This window comes from Enterococcus sp. AN402 (assembly GCF_040719405.1).
GTDB lineage: Bacteria > Bacillota > Bacilli > Lactobacillales > Enterococcaceae > Enterococcus > Enterococcus faecalis.
In genome coordinates this window covers 1,896,109-1,917,290 of sequence record NZ_JBFDTM010000004.1, presented here as the reverse complement: position 1 = coordinate 1,917,290, position 21,182 = coordinate 1,896,109, and the positions used below count along the sequence as shown (strand labels likewise).

Here is a 21,182-nt window from a genome sequence, read left to right as displayed (position 1 = left end):
TTATCCTAGACCTTTAAACATGATAATTTGATAAAAAAGGCAACTAAAATATAACAATTGATTGATGAAGCTAGCAGGAAGCTAGCTTTTCTTAAAAGAAATGAGGCAAAAAATGAACAATAAAGAAATGAAAGCAAGACAAGAGAAAATTCGTAATTTCTCGATCATTGCCCACATTGACCATGGGAAGTCAACTTTAGCCGACCGGATTTTGGAAAAAACAAATACAGTTAGCAGTCGAGAAATGCAAGATCAATTACTTGATTCAATGGATTTAGAGAGAGAACGCGGCATTACCATCAAATTAAACGCAATTGAATTAAACTATACAGCCAAAGATGGTGAAACCTATACTTTCCATTTGATTGACACACCAGGGCACGTCGATTTCACCTACGAAGTTTCTCGTAGCTTGGCAGCTTGTGAAGGGGCTGTTCTAGTTGTTGATGCGGCGCAAGGAATTGAAGCGCAAACGCTAGCAAATGTCTATTTGGCATTGGATAATGACTTAGAAATTTTACCTGTTATTAATAAAATTGATTTACCCGCCGCTGATCCAGAGCGTGTTCGGACAGAGATTGAAGACGTAATTGGAATTGATGCATCGGAAGCTGTTTTAGCAAGTGCAAAAGCAGGGATTGGGATTGAAGATATTTTAGAACAAGTGGTGGAGTATGTACCAGCTCCATCAGGCGATATTGAGGCTCCTTTAAAGGCTTTGATTTTTGACTCTATTTACGATAGTTATCGGGGGGTCGTTTTAAACATCCGTGTAATTGACGGTGTCGTTCGTCCTGGGGATAAAATCCAAATGATGAGTAACGGTAAAACGTTTGATGTAACAGAAGTCGGCGTTTTTTCACCGAAACCAATCGCTCGTGATTATTTAATGGTTGGTGATGTGGGCTATATCACCGCTAGCATTAAAACGGTTCAAGATACACGGGTCGGGGATACAGTGACTTTGGCCGACAATCCAGCAGCAGAAGCACTACCAGGCTATCGCAAAATGAATCCAATGGTTTATTGTGGCTTATATCCAATTGATACGTCGCGCTACAATGATTTACGGGAAGCATTAGAAAAATTACAATTAAATGATGCGGCGTTACAATTTGAACCGGAAACATCGCAAGCTTTAGGGTTTGGTTTCCGTTGTGGTTTCTTAGGTTTGCTGCACATGGATGTTGTTCAGGAACGTTTGGAACGAGAATTTAATTTAGAGTTAATTACAACAGCACCGTCCGTAATCTATCACGTTAATAAAACTGACGGAACAACCGTTGTTGTTGACAACCCAGCTGAATTTCCAGAACCAGTAACGATTGAATCTGTGGAAGAACCTTATGTTAAAGCGCAAATCATGGTGCCAAACGATTATGTAGGAGCAGTAATGGAATTATCACAACGTAAACGTGGCGAATTCATTACAATGGATTACTTAGACGATTATCGTGTAAACGTAGTTTATGAAATTCCGTTATCTGAAATCGTGTTTGACTTTTTCGATAAATTGAAATCAAGTACAAAAGGCTATGCATCCTTAGATTACGAAATGGCTGGCTATCGTACCAGCCGCCTAGTGAAAATGGATATTCTATTAAATGCTGAAAAAGTGGATGCTTTAAGCTTTATTGTTCACCGAGATTTCGCATTTGAGCGTGGTAAAGCGATTGTTGAGAAACTGAAAAAACTAATTCCACGTCAACAGTTTGAAGTCCCAGTTCAAGCGGCGATAGGTCAAAAAATTGTGGCGCGTTCAGATATTAAAGCCTTACGCAAAAACGTACTGGCTAAATGCTATGGTGGCGATGTTTCTCGTAAACGTAAATTGTTAGAGAAACAAAAAGAAGGGAAGAAACGGATGAAACAAATTGGATCCGTGGAAGTTCCTCAAGAAGCCTTTATGGCGGTTCTGAAAATGGATGAGCAAGATAACGAGAAATAGCTTGTTATCAATATGAAAGCCTATTAAATAAGGGTTTTCGAGTTGCTGGAAAAGCGTGATTTTGCTGTTTAAAGAAATTTAAACTGTCATATTACTGTCACAGCTATAAAAAAATTAACAAAAATGGAATATTTTCTTGAAGATTTTTTTCTATCAGTGTAGGATAAAAGCATCTCATTAAGGAGGTGCTTTTTATTTTTGAAAATAATAGTGGGAATATCCTAAAATCTTTAAGGAAAGAACAAAAATTGACTCAAAAGAAGCTATCTGAGTTAACAGGGATTTCTCAAAGTGCTTTAGTCAAGTATGAGAATGGTACAAGAGGTATTTCAAAAAATGTAGATATTGCGCTAAGCAAGGCTCTGAATGTAGATTCATTGCTTAAAAATGAAGTAGAGAATTTGAGTTATATGATTAACCGAATAATAGAGTATAGGGATCTAAATAATTTATCTAATAAAAATTTAGCAAATAAAATCGGAATTAGTGAAGCTTTACTAAGTTATATTTTAAATGGAAGGAGAAAACTTTCAAAAGAGATTCAAAGAAAAATTGCATTATTTTTGTTAAATGATGGAAATGAAAGTTTGATAGATACTAAGTTAGGTGGTGCTTCTTTAAATTTTCCGAGTATTGATAAAAATTTGATGGGGAACAGAATAAAAACTATTCGAAAAAATAGAGGAGAGAGTTTAGAAAAATTTGGTCAAAACTTCACTTGTCCAGCTAGAAAAAATGTGATTAATAGATGGGAAAATGGTGTAAATATTCCTGATGTAGAAAGATGAAACAAATAGCAGTATACATGTTTTGACATCATTTTTTCTACGCTCCTTTAAAACGTTTTCATACATTAAGTATAAAAGAAAAAACTGTAGACGTCATCCCCTTTTTGGGGACTTTGTCTACAGTCTGAGAATTTACATAGTTAAAATCTGTAAAGTGTTATTTTTTTATTGTTCGTTTTAATCTTACCATAAACTTCTTTAATGAAAAAAAAGTTTATGGTAAGATTACATAGAACCCTTTTAATGATTATATTTAAGAAAATTCTTTATTTAATTTGTTGATTCATTTATACTTGAGATGGATGATTTTTATGTTATGAAAAAGCACTTATTTTTTTACTCATGTATAATAAATGATTAGGAGTGAATATATGGAGAAGCCGATTGTTAAAATATTCGCTGTTACTGCGGTAGGATTAGGCGCGGCGGTGATTTGTGGATTTGGCTATTACATAAATAACCAAAAACAGCATGAACAACGCATTGCATATGCTGAATCTGCCATCCTCGATCAAAAAGATACCTTAGCTTCTTTATCACAAGAAGCAGACAATTTATATAGCACAAAAGAGAAAGTTTTTCTGAAACCAGAAGCAACAAAGGACGAGACCTCTAGACTCTCCAGCAGATTATCTTCCGTCAAGTTGTCAGCAGACGACCACGGCATCGACCAATCAGAACTTCCACAAGAAGTTGCTGCTATCCAAACCACAAAAGAAACTGTATCGAACCAATTAAAAGATGCAGAAGCAAAACTAAACGTACAAGAATCTGTGAATCAACTTTTTACTGAAAAAATCTCTAATTGGCAACAAGCTGAAGATGATGTAATTATTAGAGAAAATATAACGGAAAAGGATATTGCCAACATACGTGATAACTTGAACTTTTTCAAAGAAAACGCTTGGAAAACATCGATGATCCAGTATTTAGGATTTGCTGACGCACAAGTCGCACAGGTCAATGAATTAAATCAAGCATTTGATACTTTATTAAAAGACGGTCAAGTAACTGCTGAGGCTACTTATGATCAATATTTGACAGCGCTTAATCAAATCGAACAAGTCCAAAACGAAAAAATAAAAGAAAAATACACAGCGATGGCAGAAACAGTCGCTCAACAAATGGGCTACGGTACGGTGAGTTATTGATGAACAAGTACAAGAGTTTCGTTAACGGAGGGGAAAATGGCAAAGCAAACAAGAAAATCAAGAGGGAAAAAAATATTTTTGATTATTTTAGGAATCGTTGTTGTACTGGTTTTAGCAGTTGTTGGGGTGGGAACTAAACTGTATCTAGATCTCTCCCATTCAATCAAGGAAACCTATCAAACAGTGGAAAGAGCAGAGGGTCCTAGAACAACACCAGTTGATTTAGCAAAGCAAGAATCTTTTTCGGTTTTATTGATGGGGATAGATACAGGAGATTTAGGACGTGTAGACCAAGGCCGTTCTGACACGATGATGGTTGCTACAGTAAGTCCAGAAGATAAACAAACAACCATCGTCAGCATTCCTCGAGATACCTATGTCGAGATTGTTGGACATAATACAACAGATAAAATCAACCATGCCTATGCATTCGGCGGAGCAGCCATGGCGATGGATACTGTTCAAAATTACTTAGATATTCCAATCGATCATTATGTATCCATCAACATGAAGGGTTTAAAAGAATTGGTTGATGCTGTGGGCGGTATCGAAGTCAACAATGACATCACTTTTTCACAAGACGGTTATGATTTCACCATCGGAAAAACCACATTAGATGGCGATCAAGCATTAGCATATTCCCGGATGCGTTATGAAGATCCAAATGGGGACTATGGAAGGCAAGAACGTCAACGGAAAATCGTTGAAGGAATAGCGAGAAAAGTCTTGAGTCTAAATGGTATCAGCAACAACCAATCCGTCTTAAATGCTTTAGAAACAAATATGAGAACTGATATGAGTTTTACTGATATGCGAAAAATCGCTTTCGATTACCGCGATGCATTTGGCACGATCAAACAAGATCAAATGCAGGGAGAAGGATTTATGCAAGACGGCATCTCCTATCAAAGAGTAAGTGATCAAGAGCTTGAACGTGTACAAAAAGAATTGAAAGACCAATTAAATCTAGAGACTAAATAGGAAAGTGGAGAAAAAATGGAAGAGACAATCAGCTTAAAAGAAATTTTTGAAACATTGCGTAAACATTTGGTAACCATCCTTATTTCAATGTTTGCCGGTTTAGCAATCGCAGGAGTTACAACATTCTTTATCTTAACACCTAAATACAGTTCACAAGCACAGCTGATCGTGACCTTGCCGCAGTCAGATACGACCAATGCAAATGATGTCAATATGAACTTGCAAATGATCAATACGTATAAAGATATGATCGTCAGCGACTTGGTTTTAAATGAAGTCAAAGACCGATTGGAAACGGAAGACAACGTGAAAATGACGGCTGGAGAAATAAAAGAATCTATTTCAGTTAATCAGTCTCAAAATTCACAGATGTTCTCGATCCAGGCAACAGATACGAATGCAGTAACGGCACAAAAAGTCGCCAATATGACAGCACAAGTCTTTCAAGAAAATGCTAAAGATGTGATGAATGTTGATAAGATCTCAATTATTTCAGCAGCTGTTGCGAATACGACACCTGTTTCTCCAAATAACAAATTGAACTTAGTCATTGGTTTGATATTAGGTTTAATGGTCGGTATCGGGATTGCGTTCTTGATGGAATTGCTTGACCGAACAGTGAAGGATAAAAAATTCGTAACTGAAACATTAGGCTTCCAGGTTTTAGGAACAGTTCCTGAAATGTCAGCGAAAGAATTAAATGCTGGTATTCGCAAAAAAGGACCCGCTCCTGTACATCCTGGAACAGTAAATGAAAAAAACGGCCCTTCACGCAGAAACCGCTCAAGAGTCTAGGAGGAAGAAAAATGGCACACAAACAAAAAACACCACAAACACAAGCAGTCAGCTTGATTACATTGACAAACCCTTCTTCACCGGTAGCTGAACAATACCGCATAATCCGAACGAATATCCAATTTGCTTCACCAGGTGGTCAGCAAATCAAAACGATCGTTGTTACTTCTTCTGGACCAGGAGAAGGAAAATCAACAACTGCAGCGAATATGGCTGTTGTATTTGCAAAATCTGGCCAACGCGTTTTATTAGTAGATGCCGATTTGCGGAAACCAGTTTTATATAAAACGTTTAAATTGACCAATATCAGCGGGTTAAGCACGATCCTCAGCACGGCAGGGAATATTGCAGATGAAGTACAGAAAACACCAATTGAGAATCTGTCTGTTTTGCCTAGTGGTCCTAAACCACCAAACCCATCAGAATTGCTGAATTCCCCAAGAATGGATCAGCTTTTAGCAGAAGCAAAAGATCTTTATGATGTCATTATTTTTGACATGCCGCCAGTCGTTGCAGTCACAGATGCCCAAATCATGTCTTCAAAAACAGACGGTACGTTATTAGTTGTACGCGAAAACACGTCACGCAAAGAGTCATTGACAAAAGCAAAAGAACTGTTAGACATGGCTCAAGCAAAAGTCCTCGGCGTTGTGTATAACGGAGCAGAACACAGCAAAGATGCAGTCTATTATTACGGAGATTAACTTATAGGAGACGAGAGAAATGATTGATTTACATTGTCATATTTTACCAGGGATCGATGACGGTGCAGAAACACTAGAAGCAAGTATTGCCATGGCGGAAAAAGCAATTAGCCAGGGCATCACACATATTCTGTGTACGCCCCATCACAACAATGGAAAGTATCGAAATGAAAAGTCGGAAGTGATTTCTCTGGTCTCTTTTGTGCAATCTGAATTTGACAAACGACAGTTGCCAATAACGTTATTGGAAGGACAAGAAATAAGAATCACCGGTGATTTGATTGAAGACATCCGTCGAGATGAAATCTTATTTACAGACCTAGATGATACCTATTTATTGATTGAATTTCCGACACTGGAAGTGCCGTTATATGCAGAACGGCTTTTTTTTGAATTGCTGCAAATGGGAAAGAGACCCGTCATTGTTCATCCAGAACGCAATGCACACTTCAGAAAAAATCCCAATCATTTAGTGCCCTTCCTCGATATGGGATGCCTTGCTCAATTGACTGCACCCAGTTACATGGGTGTGTTTGGTAAAGATATCCAAAAAACAGCCAAAACAATGGTCAAACATAATCTGGTCCAAATGACTGCGTCAGATGCCCATGGTATATCTAAACGAACCTTTTATCTCAAAGAATGCTATGAGCAGATAGCCAAGGATTTTGGACAGGAAAAAGTAGCGCAGATGAAACAAGTAGCAAAGGATTTAATCAATGGAGATGAGGTTGTTTATCCAGAATATACAGAAGTGAAGAAGAAGTTTGGGTTATTTTAGGGGGAATATAGGGTGTTTGTATTAACAAGGAGAAGAAAGATCATTACCTTGATTTTAGTGGATAGTTTATTATTGATTGCCGCCAATATAGAAGCTGTAGAGTTCATGAAACCATTTGTCGGTATACCAAGAAATCTTGTTTTTGTTTCAGCAGGTTTATCTGTGGGTTTCTACTTGTTTTATGGCAGTTTATTCAAAGTATTTACTAGGATTAACCGCTATACAAATTTAAGAGAGATGATTGTGATTTTCGGCTCGCTAACCGCAAGTGCAGGTTCAAGTATTATTGTTTTATCTTTTTTCAATGAACGTTATAGTCTACGCTTAGTGACATTCATTTATCTTCTCTCATTATTGTTGATCATAGGCAGTCGTTTGGTCTGGCGGATTTATGTCGAAAGAAAAAACAGAAGCTATTCATCCGTTGAATCAGCTAAAAATACAATCATTGTTGGTGCTGGTGAAGGCGGCCGTATTTTATATAACAGTTTTATAGGGTCTAAAACTGCTCAAAGTATTCGTGTAGTGGGGTTTGTCGATGATGATCCTAACAAACAAAATATCTATCTTTCAGGTAAAAAAGTATTAGGGATGCTAAAAGATTTGCCTGAATTAATTCAAAAATATGATGTCGAAATGGTCACTATCGCTATTCCTTCCTTATCACGAGAAAAATTACGTGAACTATTTGAATTAGTTGAATCTTCTCATGTCAAAGTCAGCACGATGCCTTCCATGGAAGAACTTGCTTCGGGAAAAACTAGCGTGTCTAAGTTGAAAAAAATCGATGTAGTCGATTTGTTAGGAAGAGACGAAGTAGAACTGGATATTGAATCGATCCAAGACCAAATCACAGAAAAAGTGATTCTTGTCACAGGTGCGGGCGGTTCGATTGGTTCAGAAATCTGTCGCCAAATCATTCAATTTTGTCCTGCGAAGTTATTGTTGCTAGGTCATGGAGAAAATTCGATTTATCTCATTGATCGTGAATTGCGTATAAATGATAAAAAGAAACGTACAGAAATTGTACCGATTATTGCGGATATCCAAGATCGAAAGAAAATCCATGAGATCATGGCGCAGCATCAGCCAGATATCGTCTATCATGCAGCAGCTCACAAGCATGTTCCATTGATGGAATGCAATCCAAAAGAAGCAGTCAAAAACAATATTTTTGGAACAAAAAATGTGGCAGAAGCAGCGAAAGTAGCCAAGGTCAAGAATTTCGTCATGGTATCGACAGATAAAGCTAACAACCCGCCAAATGTCATGGGTTCAACCAAACGAATCGCTGAAATGATCGTGACAGGATTGAATGAAGAAGGATGCACGAAGTTTTCAGCAGTGCGTTTCGGGAATGTACTGGGTTCTCGAGGCAGTGTGATCCCAGTCTTTCGTGAACAAATTGCAAAAGGCGGACCAGTGACGATCACTGATTTCCGCATGAGCCGCTATTTCATGACGATTCCTGAAGCAAGCCGATTAGTGATTCAATCAGGAGCGTTAGCAAAAGGTGGCGAAATCTTTGTTTTAGATATGAGTGAACCAGTGAAAATCGTTGATCTGGCAAAAAATATGATTCGTTTGAGCGGCTATAGTGAAGATGAAATCGAAATTGTTGAAACAGGGATTCGCCCAGGTGAAAAATTATATGAAGAATTGTTATTGGATAAAGAAATGATGAAGTAGTTTACGAAAAAATCTTTGTCGGGAACATCAAAGGGTATTCGATGAAGACCGTAATGGAATTTGTTGATAGCTTGCCGCAAGATGACAAGCAGTTAGCCAAAGATATTGTCGCTTTTGCGAATGCTTCGAATAAGTAGGGGGAGTTACGTGAAAACAATTATTGTAGGCGCAGGTGGATTTGGTAAAGAGATTGCTTTTTTACTGCAAAGTTTCCCTGAATATGAACTGATTGGTTTCGTTGATGATGAATCAAACATACACGGTGATAAAGTAGTAGGCAAACCTGTTTTAGGAAATATAAAATCTCTAATGAATATAGACAAGAAAACTGCTGTCTTTATGGGGATTGCTTCTCCCCGTATAAAAGAGAAAATATATCAAACGTTAAAAGGAAACACTAATTTGATTTTCCCAAATTTGATTGCGTCTAGTGCATTAATAGGAATAAATATCCATTTAGGTATTGGGAATATCTTGATGCCGTATACGTCTTATACAGCCGATATTGTTCTAGGAAATTTTAATATGATCAATATCAGTTCTACTATTGGTCATGATGCAAAAATAGGTGATTATAATTCTATTTTTCCTAGTGTAAACCTTTCCGGGAAAGTTACTTTAGGCGATAAAAATCAAATAGGTGTCGGAACTAAAATTATACAAAATATAGCTATTGGTAATGGAAATATTATAGGTGCAGGAAGTGTAGTGATTAGAGATATCGAAAATCATACTAAAAATGTTGGTGTACCAGCTAGAATCATAGAAAGATGGGATTAAATTGGATAAAAAAAGAATATTATTAGCTTCTCCTCATATGAGTGAAGAAGGTTATGAACAAGCGTATGTAAAAGAAGCGTTTGATACAAATTGGGTGGCTCCTTTAGGCATGAATGTCAATGGTTTTGAAGAGGAATTAGCAGAATATGTTGGAACTGGACATGCTGCGGCACTTTCTTCAGGTACTGCCGCTATACATTTAGCATTAAAAGCAGCAGGGGTCGGTAAAGATGATATAGTGATTTGCCAATCCCTAACTTTCTCTGCCACAGTGAATCCAGTTATTTATCAGAATGCTGTACCAGTATTCGTAGATAGTGATTATGAGACTTGGAATATGAGTCCAAGTCATTTAAGAGAGGCTTTAGAAAAATATCCTCAGGCAAAAGCTGTTTTAGTGGTGCATTTGTATGGTTTATCAGCTAATTTAGATGAAATAACGCAAATATGTGATGAGTATGGTGTGACCTTGATAGAAGATGCTGCCGAATCTTTAGGGACTACGTATAAAGGAAAATTTACTGGTACATTTGGTGAATATGGAATCTTTTCTTTTAATGGAAACAAAATAATCACTACATCAGGTGGAGGAATGTTAGTTTCTGAAAGCAAAGAGAAGATAGATAAAGTAAAATTTTGGGCTACTCAATCCCGTGAGAATGCACGTCACTATCAGCATAATGAGATTGGTTACAATTATCGTATGAGCAATATCGTTGCTGGTATTGGTCGTGGACAACTCAAAGTTTTGAAAGATAGAATTGAAAAGAAACGCTATATTTACGATTTTTATAAAAAAGAACTATCAAATCTGTCAAATATCCAATTTATGCCAGAAAATAGTTGGAATGAGCCTAATTATTGGTTGAGTGTAATAACAGTTAATGGGCTTGATTCTACTTTCCTTATTGATGAATTGGACAAAGACAATATAGAGGCGCGTCCAGTATGGAAACCAATGCATCTGCAGCCTGTTTTCAAACAATATGATTATATTGGTGATAATGTTGCAGAGACTTTATTTGAATCAGGTGTTTGTTTGCCTTCAGACACAAAAATGTCAGATGAAGATTTAAATCGCGTAGTAACTACCATTAAAAGAGTGATCAATCATGCGTAAAAAAACGTTTTATCAACTTATTGGAAAAAGAGCACTAGATATTTTATTATCAGGAATTGCTCTTATCATTTTATCTCCGATTATTTTGATTGTCGCAATATTAGTAAAAACTAAGCTTGGTTCTCCTGTTATTTTTAAACAAGAGCGTCCAGGTAAAAATGAAAAAATTTTTTCTATGTATAAATTTCGAACAATGGCTGATGAAAGAGATCAGAACGGAAATTATTTACCAGATGATGTTCGCTTAACAAAGTTCGGTAAAATGCTTAGAGCAACCAGTTTAGATGAACTACCTGAACTATGGAATATTTTAAAAGGGGATATGTCGATCGTTGGGCCTCGTCCATTATTAGTGGAATATCTGCCTCTCTATAATGAAAAACAGAAGAAAAGACACAACGTGAGACCTGGTTTAACTGGATTAGCCCAAGTTAACGGAAGAAATGCAATTAGTTGGGAAGAAAAATTTGATTTGGATCTCCAGTATGTGAAGAAAATCAGCTTTTTTGGTGATATAGCGATTATAGTTAAAACTTGCGCAAAAGTAATTATGAAAGAGAATATCGATGCAATCACCAACAGTACACCAGAAAAATTTAAAGGGAGTTAAATGCATTATGTCATTGAACGTTCTATTTCTTACTCTTTTAGATTTCGAAATTTTGGAGGAAAGTAATATTTATACTGATTTGCTCTCTGAATTTGTAAAAAACAAACACAATGTTTCAATCATATCTCCAGTTGAAAGAAAAAAAAATACAAAAACTCATTTAATCGAAATCAATGATAAATGTAAAATTTTAAAATTAAAAATAGGAAATATCCAAAAAACTAATTTGTTAGAAAAAGGTATTTCTACAATACAGATAGAACAACAATTTATAAACGGAATCAAGCATTATTTTTCAGATATAAAGTTTGATTTAGTGGTTTACTCTACCCCTCCGGTGACTTTTGCTAAAGTGGTTGATTTTATAAAGAAAAGAGACAACTGCAAAAGCTATCTTTTGTTGAAAGATATATTTCCACAAAATGCAGTTGATCTGGGCAAAATCTCGAAAAAAAGTTTGATTTATAAATATTTTAGAAAAAAGGAAGTTTCGTTATACGAAGTATCTGACTATATAGGAACAATGTCAGAAAAAAATTCTCAATATATACTCCACCATAATGAATTTGATAGAAGAAAAATTGTGGAAATAAATCCTAATTCTATTAGAATCAAAAACGATAAGGTAGACTGTCAACTCCTCAAAAAGGAAATAGGCAGTGAATATGGTATTCCAGAAGATAAAGTGGTAATGCTGTATGGCGGCAATTTAGGAAAGCCCCAAGGAGTTGATTTTCTTTTAGAAATAATAAAAAGTCTAGAAGAAAGAAAAGATTTTTTCTTATTAATAGTTGGTTCTGGAACAGAATATGAGCGAATAAAAAAATATTTAAGTTCTAATGATATAAAAAATACATTATTAATTAATGGATTACCTAAAAATGAGTATAAAAAAGTGGAATCTATTGCAGATATAGGTTTAGTATTTTTAGACAAAAGATTCACTATCCCAAATATTCCTTCTAGAATACTAGGATATATGGAGTCAAGAAAACCTATTTTAGCAGCGGTAGACAGATCTACAGATTTGAAAGAAATGATAGTGGAGGGGCAGTTTGGATATTGTTCAGAACACGGAGATTTAAGAAAATTTGTAGGTAATATGGAAAAACTGAAAGATAAGAATACCAGAAATATCTTAGGGGAAAATGCATTTATTTATTTGAAAAATAATTTTGATGTAGAAAAAAGCTATACTACAATCATGAAGCATTTTAAATGATAAAAAGGGAGAACAAAGCATGTTCAAAGATAAAATATTATTAATCACTGGCGGAACTGGCTCTTTTGGTAACGCAGTAATGAAACGATTTTTAGATTCTGATATTAAAGAAATCCGCATTTTTTCACGGGATGAGAAAAAACAAGACGACATGCGGAAAAAATACAATAACGATAAATTGAAATTTTACATTGGTGATGTTCGTGATATTAATAGCGTGAAAAATGCGATGTATGGGGTTGATTATGTGTTTCATGCTGCTGCACTTAAACAAGTACCTTCTTGTGAATTTTTCCCTATGGAGGCTGTAAAAACAAATATTGTAGGAACCGACAACGTGCTGACAGCTGCCATCGAAATGGATATTCAAAAAGTGATTTGCTTATCAACAGATAAAGCAGCTTATCCTATCAATGCAATGGGGATTTCTAAAGCGATGATGGAAAAAGTGTTTGTTGCAAAAGCAAAAACTGTTTCGGAAGAACGCACGACGATATGCGGGACTCGTTACGGAAATGTAATGGCTTCTCGCGGATCAGTCATCCCGCTTTTTATTGACCAAATCAAAGCGAATAAACCTTTAACTGTGACAGATCCTGAGATGACACGTTTCTTGATGAGTTTAGAAGAAGCTGTAGAATTAGTTGTTTTTGCCTTTAAGAATGCAAAAGCCGGAGATATCATGGTACAAAAATCACCTGCTTCGACAGTTGGGGATTTAGCCCAAGCAGTGAAAGAACTATTTCAGGCAGAAAATGAAATTCATGTAATTGGGACACGTCATGGAGAAAAGCAGTATGAAACGTTATTAACGAAAGAAGAATATTTAGTAGCCCAAGATATGGGTGACTTTTATCGCGTTCCGGCAGACACACGTGATCTTAATTATGATAAATATTTTGTGGAAGGCAGTAAGGAATTAACACAAGAAGGAGAATACAATTCAGACAATACGCAACGCTTATCTATTGAGCAAATCAAGGAAAGACTTCTTGAATTAGATTACGTTAAAAAAGAATTGAAAGAGTGGCAAAACAAATGAATATCTTAGTGACTGGAGCAAACGGCTTTGTTGGGAAAAATCTGATTGCTGAATTAAAAAATGAAGGCTACACAGATATTTTCAGTTTTGACATAGATACACCAAAGGATTTATTAGATGAATATTGCAAAAAAGCAGATTTTGTTTTTCATTTAGCTGGTGTCAATCGACCAAAAAATGAGGTAGAATTTATGGAGGGGAATTTTGGTTTCACTTCAGAATTGCTTTCAAAATTAAAAGAGCATCAAAATACTTGTCCTGTGATGATTTCTTCTTCTATCCAAGCAGCACTCGAAAATTCCTATGGAAAAAGTAAAAAAGCTGGTGAAGAACTCTTGAAATCCTATCAAGAGGAAACCGGAGCACCTGTTTATATTTATCGTTTTGCAAATTTATACGGAAAATGGTCACGACCAAATTACAATACGGTAGTAGCAACATTCTGTTATAAAATCGCAAGAAATGAAGAAGTCACAGTCAATGATCCAAATGCGGCCGTTGAACTTTGTTATATCGATGATGTAGTAAAAGAATTACTTCATTGTCTGAATGGTAAACCTTATATGGAAAATGGCTATTGTGCAGTTCGAGAAACAGATGAAGTGACGATTGGTGAGCTAAAAGAACTGATTACTTCATTTAAAAACAGCCGAACAGATTTGAGTGTGCCAAACCTTGCCAGAAGAGTAGAAAAAAATCTGTACAGCACATATTTGAGTTTTCTGCCAGAAGATGATTTTTCTTATTTTCTAAAAATGAATATAGATAATCGTGGATCGTTTACTGAATTTTTACGAACAAAAGATCGCGGACAAGTATCCATCAATATCTCAAAACCAGGAATCACCAAAGGAAATCACTGGCATAACACAAAAAACGAGAAATTTTTAGTTGTAAGCGGGCAAGGTGTTATCCGTTTTAGAAAAATCGATTCAAGTGAAGTAATTGAGTATTTTGTTTCTGGAGAAAAGTTGGAAGTAGTAGATATTCCAGTGGGATATACGCACAATATTGAAAATCTAGGAACAACAGACATGGTAACTGTGATGTGGGTCAATGAGCCATTTGATCCAGAACATCCAGATACTTATTATGTGGAGGTTTAATCAATGAAAAATTTAAAAGTGATGACAGTGGTAGGCACGCGCCCAGAAATCATTCGTTTATCTGCTGTAATCAATCGTTTAGAAAGTTCAGAAGCTATTGACCATGTATTGGTACATACGGGACAAAACTATGACTATGAGCTAAATGAAGTGTTTTTTGAAGATTTCAAGTTGAAGAAACCAGACTATTTTTTAAATGCAGCAACAGGTACAGCAATCGAGACCGTTGGGAATATCTTAATCAAGATTGATCCTATCTTGGAAGAAGTAAAGCCAGATGTCTTTTTAGTATTAGGTGATACCAATAGTTGTTTATGTGCGATTGCAGCAAAACGTCGTCATATCCCTATTTTTCACATGGAAGCCGGTAACCGTTGTTTTGATCAGCGTGTCCCAGAAGAAACGAATCGTAAAATCGTCGACCACACAGCTGATATCAATTTGACATACAGCGACATTGCACGAGAATATCTTTTGCGCGAAGGATTACCTGCAGATCGTGTCATCAAAACAGGCAGCCCAATGTTTGAAGTATTGAATTCAAGAAAAGAAGACATCCAACAGTCAGATATCCTTGAACGATTAGAGTTAAAAGAAGGGCATTATTTTGTGGTCTCCGCACATCGTGAAGAAAATATCAGTTCAGAAAGCAATTTCTCAAATCTAGTAGATAGTTTAAATGCAATTGCTGAAACTTATCAACTACCAATTATCGTGAGTACGCATCCGCGTACGATGAAAATGATCGAATCAAAAGGAATCAAGTTCCACGAGTTGATCCAAACGATGAAACCTATGGGATTTAATGATTACAATAAACTGCAGATCCATGCAAAAGCGGTACTAAGTGATAGCGGGACAATCAGTGAAGAATCCTCTATCTTGAATTTCAAGGCACTAAATATCAGACAAGCGCATGAACGTCCAGAAGCAATGGAAGAAGCCAGTGTGATGATGGTTGGACTAGAAAAAGAGCGGATAATGCAAGGACTAGAAGTATTGGGAACACAAGAAAAAGATACTTTGCGCCATGTGGCAGACTACTCTATGCCAAATGTTTCGGAAAAAGTTTTGCGCATTATCCTATCTTATACCGACTATGTGAATCGGGTGGTGTGGGGTGAGTGAAGAAAAAAATATTAATAGTTGCTGAAGGATATTTTCCTGCACAAAAATATGGTGGGCCACCGGTCAGTATACTAAACTTTTGTGAGCTATTAAAAGATAAATATACTTTCCATATTGTTACGCGTGATCATGACCTTAATGAAAATGAACGGTTGCAGGGCATTAATGAGGGATGGAATATAAGGCCAGAAGCGAAAGTTCTCTATGTAAATAGAGAAAAAAGTTTTTCTAAACTTATGGGTAGTGTAATCAAGGAAATAAAACCTGATTTAATATATATAAATAGTTTTTTTGATTATAAATTAATAGGCTCAGTTTTTTATACCAACTTTACTATACCGTTACTAATTGCGCCTAGGGGACAGTTGCTAGACGGAGCTAGAAGTAATAAAAGTATGAAAAAAAATGTTTATATAAATGTTTTTAAATTAGGAAATATATTCCATAAAAATATTTATTTTCAATCGACAAGCAATGAAGAGGATAACGTTTTAAAAAATCTGTTTCCATCAAACGATACAATATTATTTACCAATATCCCTAGTCCAAGCAAAGTGAATAACAAGAAGAATAAACACGAAAAAAAATTAAATTTGGTCTTTTTATCTCGAATCGTTCCCAAAAAAAATTTAGATTATGCAATTGAAATTTTAAATACACTTGAAGAAAATGTATATTTGGATATTTTTGGTCCTATAGAAGATAAAAATTATTGGGAGATTTGTCAAAAAAAAATAGCAGCTTTGCCTGCTAATATAGAGGTTAATTATAAAGGAAATATAAGTCATGAGGATGTTGATGGAGTATTTAGGAAGTATGATGCTTTCTTATTTCCTACTAAAAGTGAAAATTACGGACACGTTATTTCGGAGTCTTTGTCAAATGGATGCCCAGTTATTCTTAGTGATAAAACCCCGTGGAATGATATAGAAGATGGTCAAGAAGGCTACATTTGTTCTTTGGAAAATATTGAAGGATTTAGAAAAGCAATCAAAGCCTTATATAATATGTCTAATGAAGAATATCAAGTAATGCAAAATAACATCAAAGCGTTTATGAAATCCAGAATTGATTTCTCAATTTTAAGAGATGATATTTCTTTGAAACTCGAAAAGATAATGAATAACGGCAAGAAGTAATTTTATACGTCTGTAGATATAGCTAAAAAATTGATAAGTAAAAAACAGCTGTGATATGTGTTTATCTAATCTATTATTTGTTTGAAAGCAGTATGCAAAGCATCGTCAATATTTCAAGTTTCTTTTTTTGTTTATAGTATGTACTGGACAAGTGAATAATAAATAACGTTATGGAGAGTATACTTAATTATGAATATTTCAGTATTCGGCCTCGGCTACGTCGGTTTAGCGAACGCTTTGCTGCTTAGCCAGCATGAAAATGTTAAAGCATATGATATTGTCGAAGAAAAAATCGATATGCTACAAAATAAGAAGTCACCTCTAGAAGATAAAGAAATCCATGAATTTCTTGAACGAGATGATTTGAATGTAGCATTCACTAAAGATTTTGAAGAGGCAGTTTTATTTGGAGATTACTTGATTGTCGCGACACCAACGGATTACGATGAAAAGAAAAATTACTTTAATACTGCTACAGTTGAAGATGTTATTGAAAAAGCATTAGCTATTCGTCCTGATGCGACATTCATTATAAAATCTACTGTACCAGTGGGGTATACGGCAGACGTAAAAGAAAAATTTAAAACAGAAAATATCATTTTCTCTCCAGAATTTCTGCGTGAAGGAAGAGCTCTATATGATAATCTCCATCCTTCTAGAATCGTAGTAGGGGAATGTTCTGATCGCGGACAAGAAATTGCGGATATGTTTAAGCGAAATGCCTTAGATCAAGAGGTATCAGTTTTATTGACTCATGCTACTGAAGCAGAAGCAATCAAATTGTTTTCAAATACCTATCTTGCGTTACGTGTGGCCTACTTCAATGAGTTGGATACTTACGCTGAATCTCGAGGTTTAAATACAAAACAAATTATTGAAGGAGTAGGTTTAGATCCACGAATTGGTTCGCATTATAATAATCCTTCTTTTGGTTACGGGGGATATTGTTTACCTAAAGACACGAAGCAGCTAAGAGCCAATTATGAGGAAGTTCCAAGCAACATCATAGGCGCTATTGTGGAAGCAAATACAACAAGAAAAGATTTCATTGCAGAACAAATTTTAGCTAAAAAGCCGGAAACAGTCGGTATTTATCGTTTAACAATGAAAGCAAATTCTGATAACTTTCGATATTCCTCTATTCAAGGGATCATGAAAAGAATCAAGGCAAAAGGGATTGAAGTGGTGGTTTATGAGCCAACACTGGATGCCGAAGAGTTCTTTCATTCACGAGTAATCAAAGATTTTGAAGAATTCAAAAAAATGGCAGATGTGATTGTTTCGAACCGTATGGAAAGTCATCTGGCTGATGTTCAAGAAAAAGTTTATACGAGAGATATTTTTAGACGGGATTAAAATATGAAAAATATAGCAAAAAATTTTTTTTACCAGAGTTTATTCCAAGTCGCTAAAATAATTATTCCTATCATTACAATACCAATAGTATCAAATGCTCTTGGACCAGCAGGGCTGGGAATTTATAATTACACGTTTTCGATTGCTCAGTATTTTGTTTTGGTCGCTGGCTTGGGTGTGACAATATACGGAAATAGGGAAATAGCTCTAGCTTATAATAGAAATAAACAGGAGCTGTCAAAAGTATTTTGGGAGATTTTTGTTTTTAAAGCCCTCATTACAATCGGTGTTATCGTGGTATATTTCATTGTGGCTTTATTTCTAGACAATAGGATATATTTATTTATCCAATCTTTAACAATATTAACAGTATTTTTTGATGTTTCATGGTTTTTTATGGGGATCGAAGATTTTAAAAAGGTAAGTATGTCAAGTTTGTTTGTCCAATTAATTACTTTCGTTTTGATCATTTTGTTTATTAAAAATGAAGGGGACACAATCAAATATACAATGATACAAGCGACAGGCATCCTTCTTTCCCAAGTAGGGGTGTGGCTGTTTATCCCTAAATATATTCATTTTACAAAGATACACATAAAAAATAGCTTGAATCATTTGAAAGGTTCGTTTGAATATTTTATTCCTCAAATCGCAATCATGCTGTATACTAATTTAAACAAAACACTCTTAGGATTTACTTTGGGAAGTGTGGCTGTGGGTTATTTTATTAATTCACTGCAGTTAAATACAGTATTTATTACCGTCATCACAACCTTAGATTTAGTTCTTTTGCCACACATGACAGGAATTTTTGCTAAACGGAATACTGATAAGATTGTAAGAACGATGGAGAAAACAATTCATTTGCAGTTGTTCTTTTCTATTCCTATTATGTTTGGTATGCTGACTATTTATGACAAACTCGTACCTTGGTTTTTTGGAGAAAAGTTTCTGTATATAAATAATGTTATTCCTTTTTTTACAATACTTATAGTAATTATCCCATTAGGTATTTCTATATCTAGGCAATATTTGATGCCGATTGGACAAATAAAAGAATATAATAAATCAGTGATGATTGGTGCAGGTATTAATATTGTATTTAATCTGATTTTGCTGCCAACTATTGGGTTTTTCGGTGTAGTATTTTCAAATATTTTAGCCGAATGTTTTGTTACTTTTGTAAGAACAAAATCTTTCTTAGAGAGTACAGATTTTAAATTTGAATATCATAAAATTGGAATCTTTTTACTAGGAGGAATGTTGATGTGTACAGTCACACGTTATTTAACAAGTAATTTATCAAGTAGTATTTTTACTAATATTATACAGTTTGCTATTGCATTGCCTATCTATTTAACAATTACTACTCTATTTAAGGTAAATCCATTACTTGATTTATTAAATAAAAAATAGTTTTTACAAGTATGTTTATAAATTAGAACTTTGTTAAGGAGGTTATTATATTTTATGCTATTTTTTATAACAGTTTTACTGTTGTTAATATTAATGATTCCGTTAGTAAAATGGACAAAAGCAGGTAAAGATTTATTTAATCCAGTAACGATTTCATTTTTTTTTCTAATTATCACGTCTGTGCCTTATCTGTTTTCTATTGCAAATGATGTCTACATCATCCAACCACAAGTATTACGAGAAATTGGCATAGAAAATATTCCTAAAGAAATAATATATTTTGTCGTAATTTTATTGATAGGTGCGTTTTCTTTATATTTTGGTATGAAAGTACCTATGATTAAAAAATTTTCAAACTTACCTGGCCTTCCTAAATCAGAAAACAGAAAAAGATATATTGTGGGAACTTTGCTGTCTTTTTTTGTTGGTATGTTAGGCTATCTAATTTTTTTGAGAGGCGTAGGCGGATTTAGTGTTTTAACATCAAACCTTAATATTAGAACTCAAATGACAGCTGGCAATGGATATCTTTTGTCGCTGACAACAACTTCATTAACGATTTCTGTTGTTTGTTATATATATACGTTCAAATATAAGAAATCATTTATTAAATATTTCTTTTTATTGTTATTAATTTTATTTGTAGCTTTTCTCTTAACATCTTTAGGAGGAAGAAAACAAACGCTTCAATTAGTTACGTTTAGTTTGATCTCTTGGCATTATGGAGTTAAAAGGGTAAAAAAAATACCTAAAAAGATATGGCTGTTAGTTCCTCTTTTAGTAATTTATATTGTTGGAATACCTATTTTAAGAAGTCCTGATGGAATAGAAACACTTCTAAATAATCCTAAATATTTAGCGAGCGAAGTGAAGGATAACATTGGAAAATCTACAAAAGAGATAAGTTACATTGACACCTACTTGTTTATAACTAATCATTTTGATGTTAGTAACATATGGCTAGGCAGCAGTTTTAAAGATTTGTTATCTGCTCCCATCCCTAGTTCTATTATGCCCGAGAAGCCGCCTGTAGATGAAGGGGTCTATATAAGGACACTTGCAGAAGGGAATAGGAATATCAAACCATCAATGCCATTTAAAGAATTGTTTCCATCATCGTGGCCTCCAGAAACAATTGGTACTATGTACATGAACTTTTGGATTCCAGGTGTAATAATAGGGATGTTTCTTTTAGGGAAAATATATAAACTTGCTTATCTCTATATGAAAAAATGCGATTTTAACGCACATTCGGTAATGATTTATTGTTATATTTTATTAAATTTTCATTTAAGTAATTTAAGGATAACTCAAACTATTACGAGTATCCTTGTTATCTCAGCTTTCTTTTTTATGATTTTAGGATTTAGTATAAAAAAGAACGAAAAAGAAAAGAGGTATATAGTCAATATATAAATTAAACCCT

General features: G+C 34.8%; 18 protein-coding genes and 1 pseudogene. All 19 read left to right on the top strand.

The window, feature by feature from the left end; all coding sequences use genetic code 11:
- The first annotated feature begins 112 nt into the window (after positions 1-112).
- The 19 genes and pseudogenes from lepA (at position 113) to AB1I62_RS10615 (ending at position 21,172) form a co-directional block, all read left to right on the top strand.
- Positions 113-1,948, top strand: coding sequence for a translation elongation factor 4 (lepA, locus tag AB1I62_RS10705; RefSeq protein WP_010709699.1), 1,836 nt, complete (start codon positions 113-115; stop codon positions 1,946-1,948).
- 185 nt (positions 1,949-2,133) lie between these two features.
- On the top strand, positions 2,134-2,736 hold the full coding sequence (locus AB1I62_RS10700; RefSeq protein WP_025189112.1) for a helix-turn-helix transcriptional regulator: 603 nt from the start codon (positions 2,134-2,136) through the stop codon (positions 2,734-2,736).
- 371 nt (positions 2,737-3,107) lie between these two features.
- The gene (locus AB1I62_RS10695) at positions 3,108-3,887 is read left to right on the top strand and encodes a hypothetical protein (RefSeq protein ID WP_010709697.1); all 780 of its coding nucleotides are present in this window, start codon (positions 3,108-3,110) and stop codon (positions 3,885-3,887) included.
- 36 nt (positions 3,888-3,923) lie between these two features.
- Positions 3,924-4,868 carry an LCP family protein gene (locus AB1I62_RS10690; RefSeq protein WP_048736983.1) on the top strand — a complete coding sequence of 315 codons (945 nt, stop codon included), beginning with the start codon at positions 3,924-3,926 and terminating at the stop codon, positions 4,866-4,868.
- 15 nt (positions 4,869-4,883) lie between these two features.
- Positions 4,884-5,663 carry a Wzz/FepE/Etk N-terminal domain-containing protein gene (locus tag AB1I62_RS10685; RefSeq protein WP_010709695.1) on the top strand — a complete coding sequence of 260 codons (780 nt, stop codon included), beginning with the start codon at positions 4,884-4,886 and terminating at the stop codon, positions 5,661-5,663.
- An 11-nt stretch (positions 5,664-5,674) separates the two neighbouring features.
- On the top strand, positions 5,675-6,367 hold the full coding sequence (locus tag AB1I62_RS10680) for a CpsD/CapB family tyrosine-protein kinase (protein WP_010709694.1): 693 nt from the start codon (positions 5,675-5,677) through the stop codon (positions 6,365-6,367).
- 19 nt (positions 6,368-6,386) lie between these two features.
- Positions 6,387-7,148, top strand: coding sequence for a CpsB/CapC family capsule biosynthesis tyrosine phosphatase (locus AB1I62_RS10675; RefSeq protein WP_010709693.1), 762 nt, complete (start codon positions 6,387-6,389; stop codon positions 7,146-7,148).
- Between the two features lie 12 nt (positions 7,149-7,160).
- Positions 7,161-8,974, top strand: a pseudogene (locus AB1I62_RS10670) (nucleoside-diphosphate sugar epimerase/dehydratase).
- Between the two features lie 10 nt (positions 8,975-8,984).
- On the top strand, positions 8,985-9,617 hold the full coding sequence (locus AB1I62_RS10665; protein WP_010709691.1) for an acetyltransferase: 633 nt from the start codon (positions 8,985-8,987) through the stop codon (positions 9,615-9,617).
- Between the two features lies 1 nt (position 9,618).
- Positions 9,619-10,737: a DegT/DnrJ/EryC1/StrS family aminotransferase gene (locus tag AB1I62_RS10660; RefSeq protein WP_010709690.1), complete on the top strand. Its 1,119-nt coding sequence runs from the start codon at positions 9,619-9,621 to the stop codon at positions 10,735-10,737.
- Positions 10,730-11,347, top strand: a complete 618-nt coding sequence (locus AB1I62_RS10655) for a sugar transferase (protein ID WP_010709689.1) — start codon at positions 10,730-10,732, stop codon at positions 11,345-11,347. The genes AB1I62_RS10660 and AB1I62_RS10655 overlap by 8 nt, the downstream gene beginning before the upstream one ends.
- Complete coding sequence (locus AB1I62_RS10650; RefSeq protein WP_225596067.1) at positions 11,304-12,569, top strand: glycosyltransferase family 4 protein; 1,266 nt, start codon at positions 11,304-11,306, stop codon at positions 12,567-12,569. The genes AB1I62_RS10655 and AB1I62_RS10650 overlap by 44 nt, the downstream gene beginning before the upstream one ends.
- Before the next feature lie 19 nt (positions 12,570-12,588).
- Complete coding sequence (locus AB1I62_RS10645; RefSeq protein WP_010709687.1) at positions 12,589-13,611, top strand: polysaccharide biosynthesis protein; 1,023 nt, start codon at positions 12,589-12,591, stop codon at positions 13,609-13,611.
- Positions 13,608-14,717, top strand: a complete 1,110-nt coding sequence (locus AB1I62_RS10640; RefSeq protein WP_010709686.1) for a capsular polysaccharide biosynthesis protein CapF — start codon at positions 13,608-13,610, stop codon at positions 14,715-14,717. Before AB1I62_RS10645 ends, AB1I62_RS10640 begins: the two co-directional genes overlap by 4 nt.
- Positions 14,718-14,720: 3 nt before the next feature.
- Positions 14,721-15,845 (top strand): non-hydrolyzing UDP-N-acetylglucosamine 2-epimerase, encoded by a 1,125-nt coding sequence (gene wecB / locus AB1I62_RS10635; RefSeq protein WP_010709685.1) that lies wholly within the window; start codon positions 14,721-14,723, stop codon positions 15,843-15,845.
- Positions 15,842-16,984, top strand: a complete 1,143-nt coding sequence (locus tag AB1I62_RS10630; RefSeq protein WP_010709684.1) for a glycosyltransferase — start codon at positions 15,842-15,844, stop codon at positions 16,982-16,984. Before wecB ends, AB1I62_RS10630 begins: the two co-directional genes overlap by 4 nt.
- 189 nt (positions 16,985-17,173) lie before the next feature.
- Positions 17,174-18,340, top strand: a complete 1,167-nt coding sequence (locus AB1I62_RS10625) for a nucleotide sugar dehydrogenase (protein WP_010709683.1) — start codon at positions 17,174-17,176, stop codon at positions 18,338-18,340.
- Between the two features lie 3 nt (positions 18,341-18,343).
- Entirely contained in the window at positions 18,344-19,756 is a 1,413-nt protein-coding gene (locus tag AB1I62_RS10620; protein ID WP_010709682.1) for an oligosaccharide flippase family protein, read from the top strand.
- Positions 19,757-19,810: 54 nt separating this feature from the next.
- Entirely contained in the window at positions 19,811-21,172 is a 1,362-nt protein-coding gene (locus AB1I62_RS10615) for an O-antigen polymerase (RefSeq protein ID WP_010709681.1), read from the top strand.
- Positions 21,173-21,182 lie beyond the last annotated feature (10 nt).

Excerpts from the sequence above, each read along its gene's own strand:
- lepA (WP_010709699.1), top strand. The coding sequence starts at position 113 with ATGAACAATAAAGAAATGAAAGCAAGACAAGAGAAAATTCGTAATTTC.
- AB1I62_RS10695 (WP_010709697.1), top strand. The coding sequence starts at position 3,108 with ATGGAGAAGCCGATTGTTAAAATATTCGCTGTTACTGCGGTAGGATTA.
- AB1I62_RS10690 (WP_048736983.1), top strand. The coding sequence starts at position 3,924 with ATGGCAAAGCAAACAAGAAAATCAAGAGGGAAAAAAATATTTTTGATT.
- AB1I62_RS10685 (WP_010709695.1), top strand. The coding sequence starts at position 4,884 with ATGGAAGAGACAATCAGCTTAAAAGAAATTTTTGAAACATTGCGTAAA.
- AB1I62_RS10680 (WP_010709694.1), top strand. The coding sequence starts at position 5,675 with ATGGCACACAAACAAAAAACACCACAAACACAAGCAGTCAGCTTGATT.
- AB1I62_RS10675 (WP_010709693.1), top strand. The coding sequence starts at position 6,387 with ATGATTGATTTACATTGTCATATTTTACCAGGGATCGATGACGGTGCA.
- AB1I62_RS10655 (WP_010709689.1), top strand. The coding sequence starts at position 10,730 with ATGCGTAAAAAAACGTTTTATCAACTTATTGGAAAAAGAGCACTAGAT.
- AB1I62_RS10650 (WP_225596067.1), top strand. The coding sequence starts at position 11,304 with ATGCAATCACCAACAGTACACCAGAAAAATTTAAAGGGAGTTAAATGC.
- AB1I62_RS10645 (WP_010709687.1), top strand. The coding sequence starts at position 12,589 with ATGTTCAAAGATAAAATATTATTAATCACTGGCGGAACTGGCTCTTTT.
- AB1I62_RS10640 (WP_010709686.1), top strand. The coding sequence starts at position 13,608 with ATGAATATCTTAGTGACTGGAGCAAACGGCTTTGTTGGGAAAAATCTG.
- wecB (WP_010709685.1), top strand. The coding sequence starts at position 14,721 with ATGAAAAATTTAAAAGTGATGACAGTGGTAGGCACGCGCCCAGAAATC.
- AB1I62_RS10625 (WP_010709683.1), top strand. The coding sequence starts at position 17,174 with ATGAATATTTCAGTATTCGGCCTCGGCTACGTCGGTTTAGCGAACGCT.
- AB1I62_RS10620 (WP_010709682.1), top strand. The coding sequence starts at position 18,344 with ATGAAAAATATAGCAAAAAATTTTTTTTACCAGAGTTTATTCCAAGTC.
- AB1I62_RS10615 (WP_010709681.1), top strand. The coding sequence starts at position 19,811 with ATGCTATTTTTTATAACAGTTTTACTGTTGTTAATATTAATGATTCCG.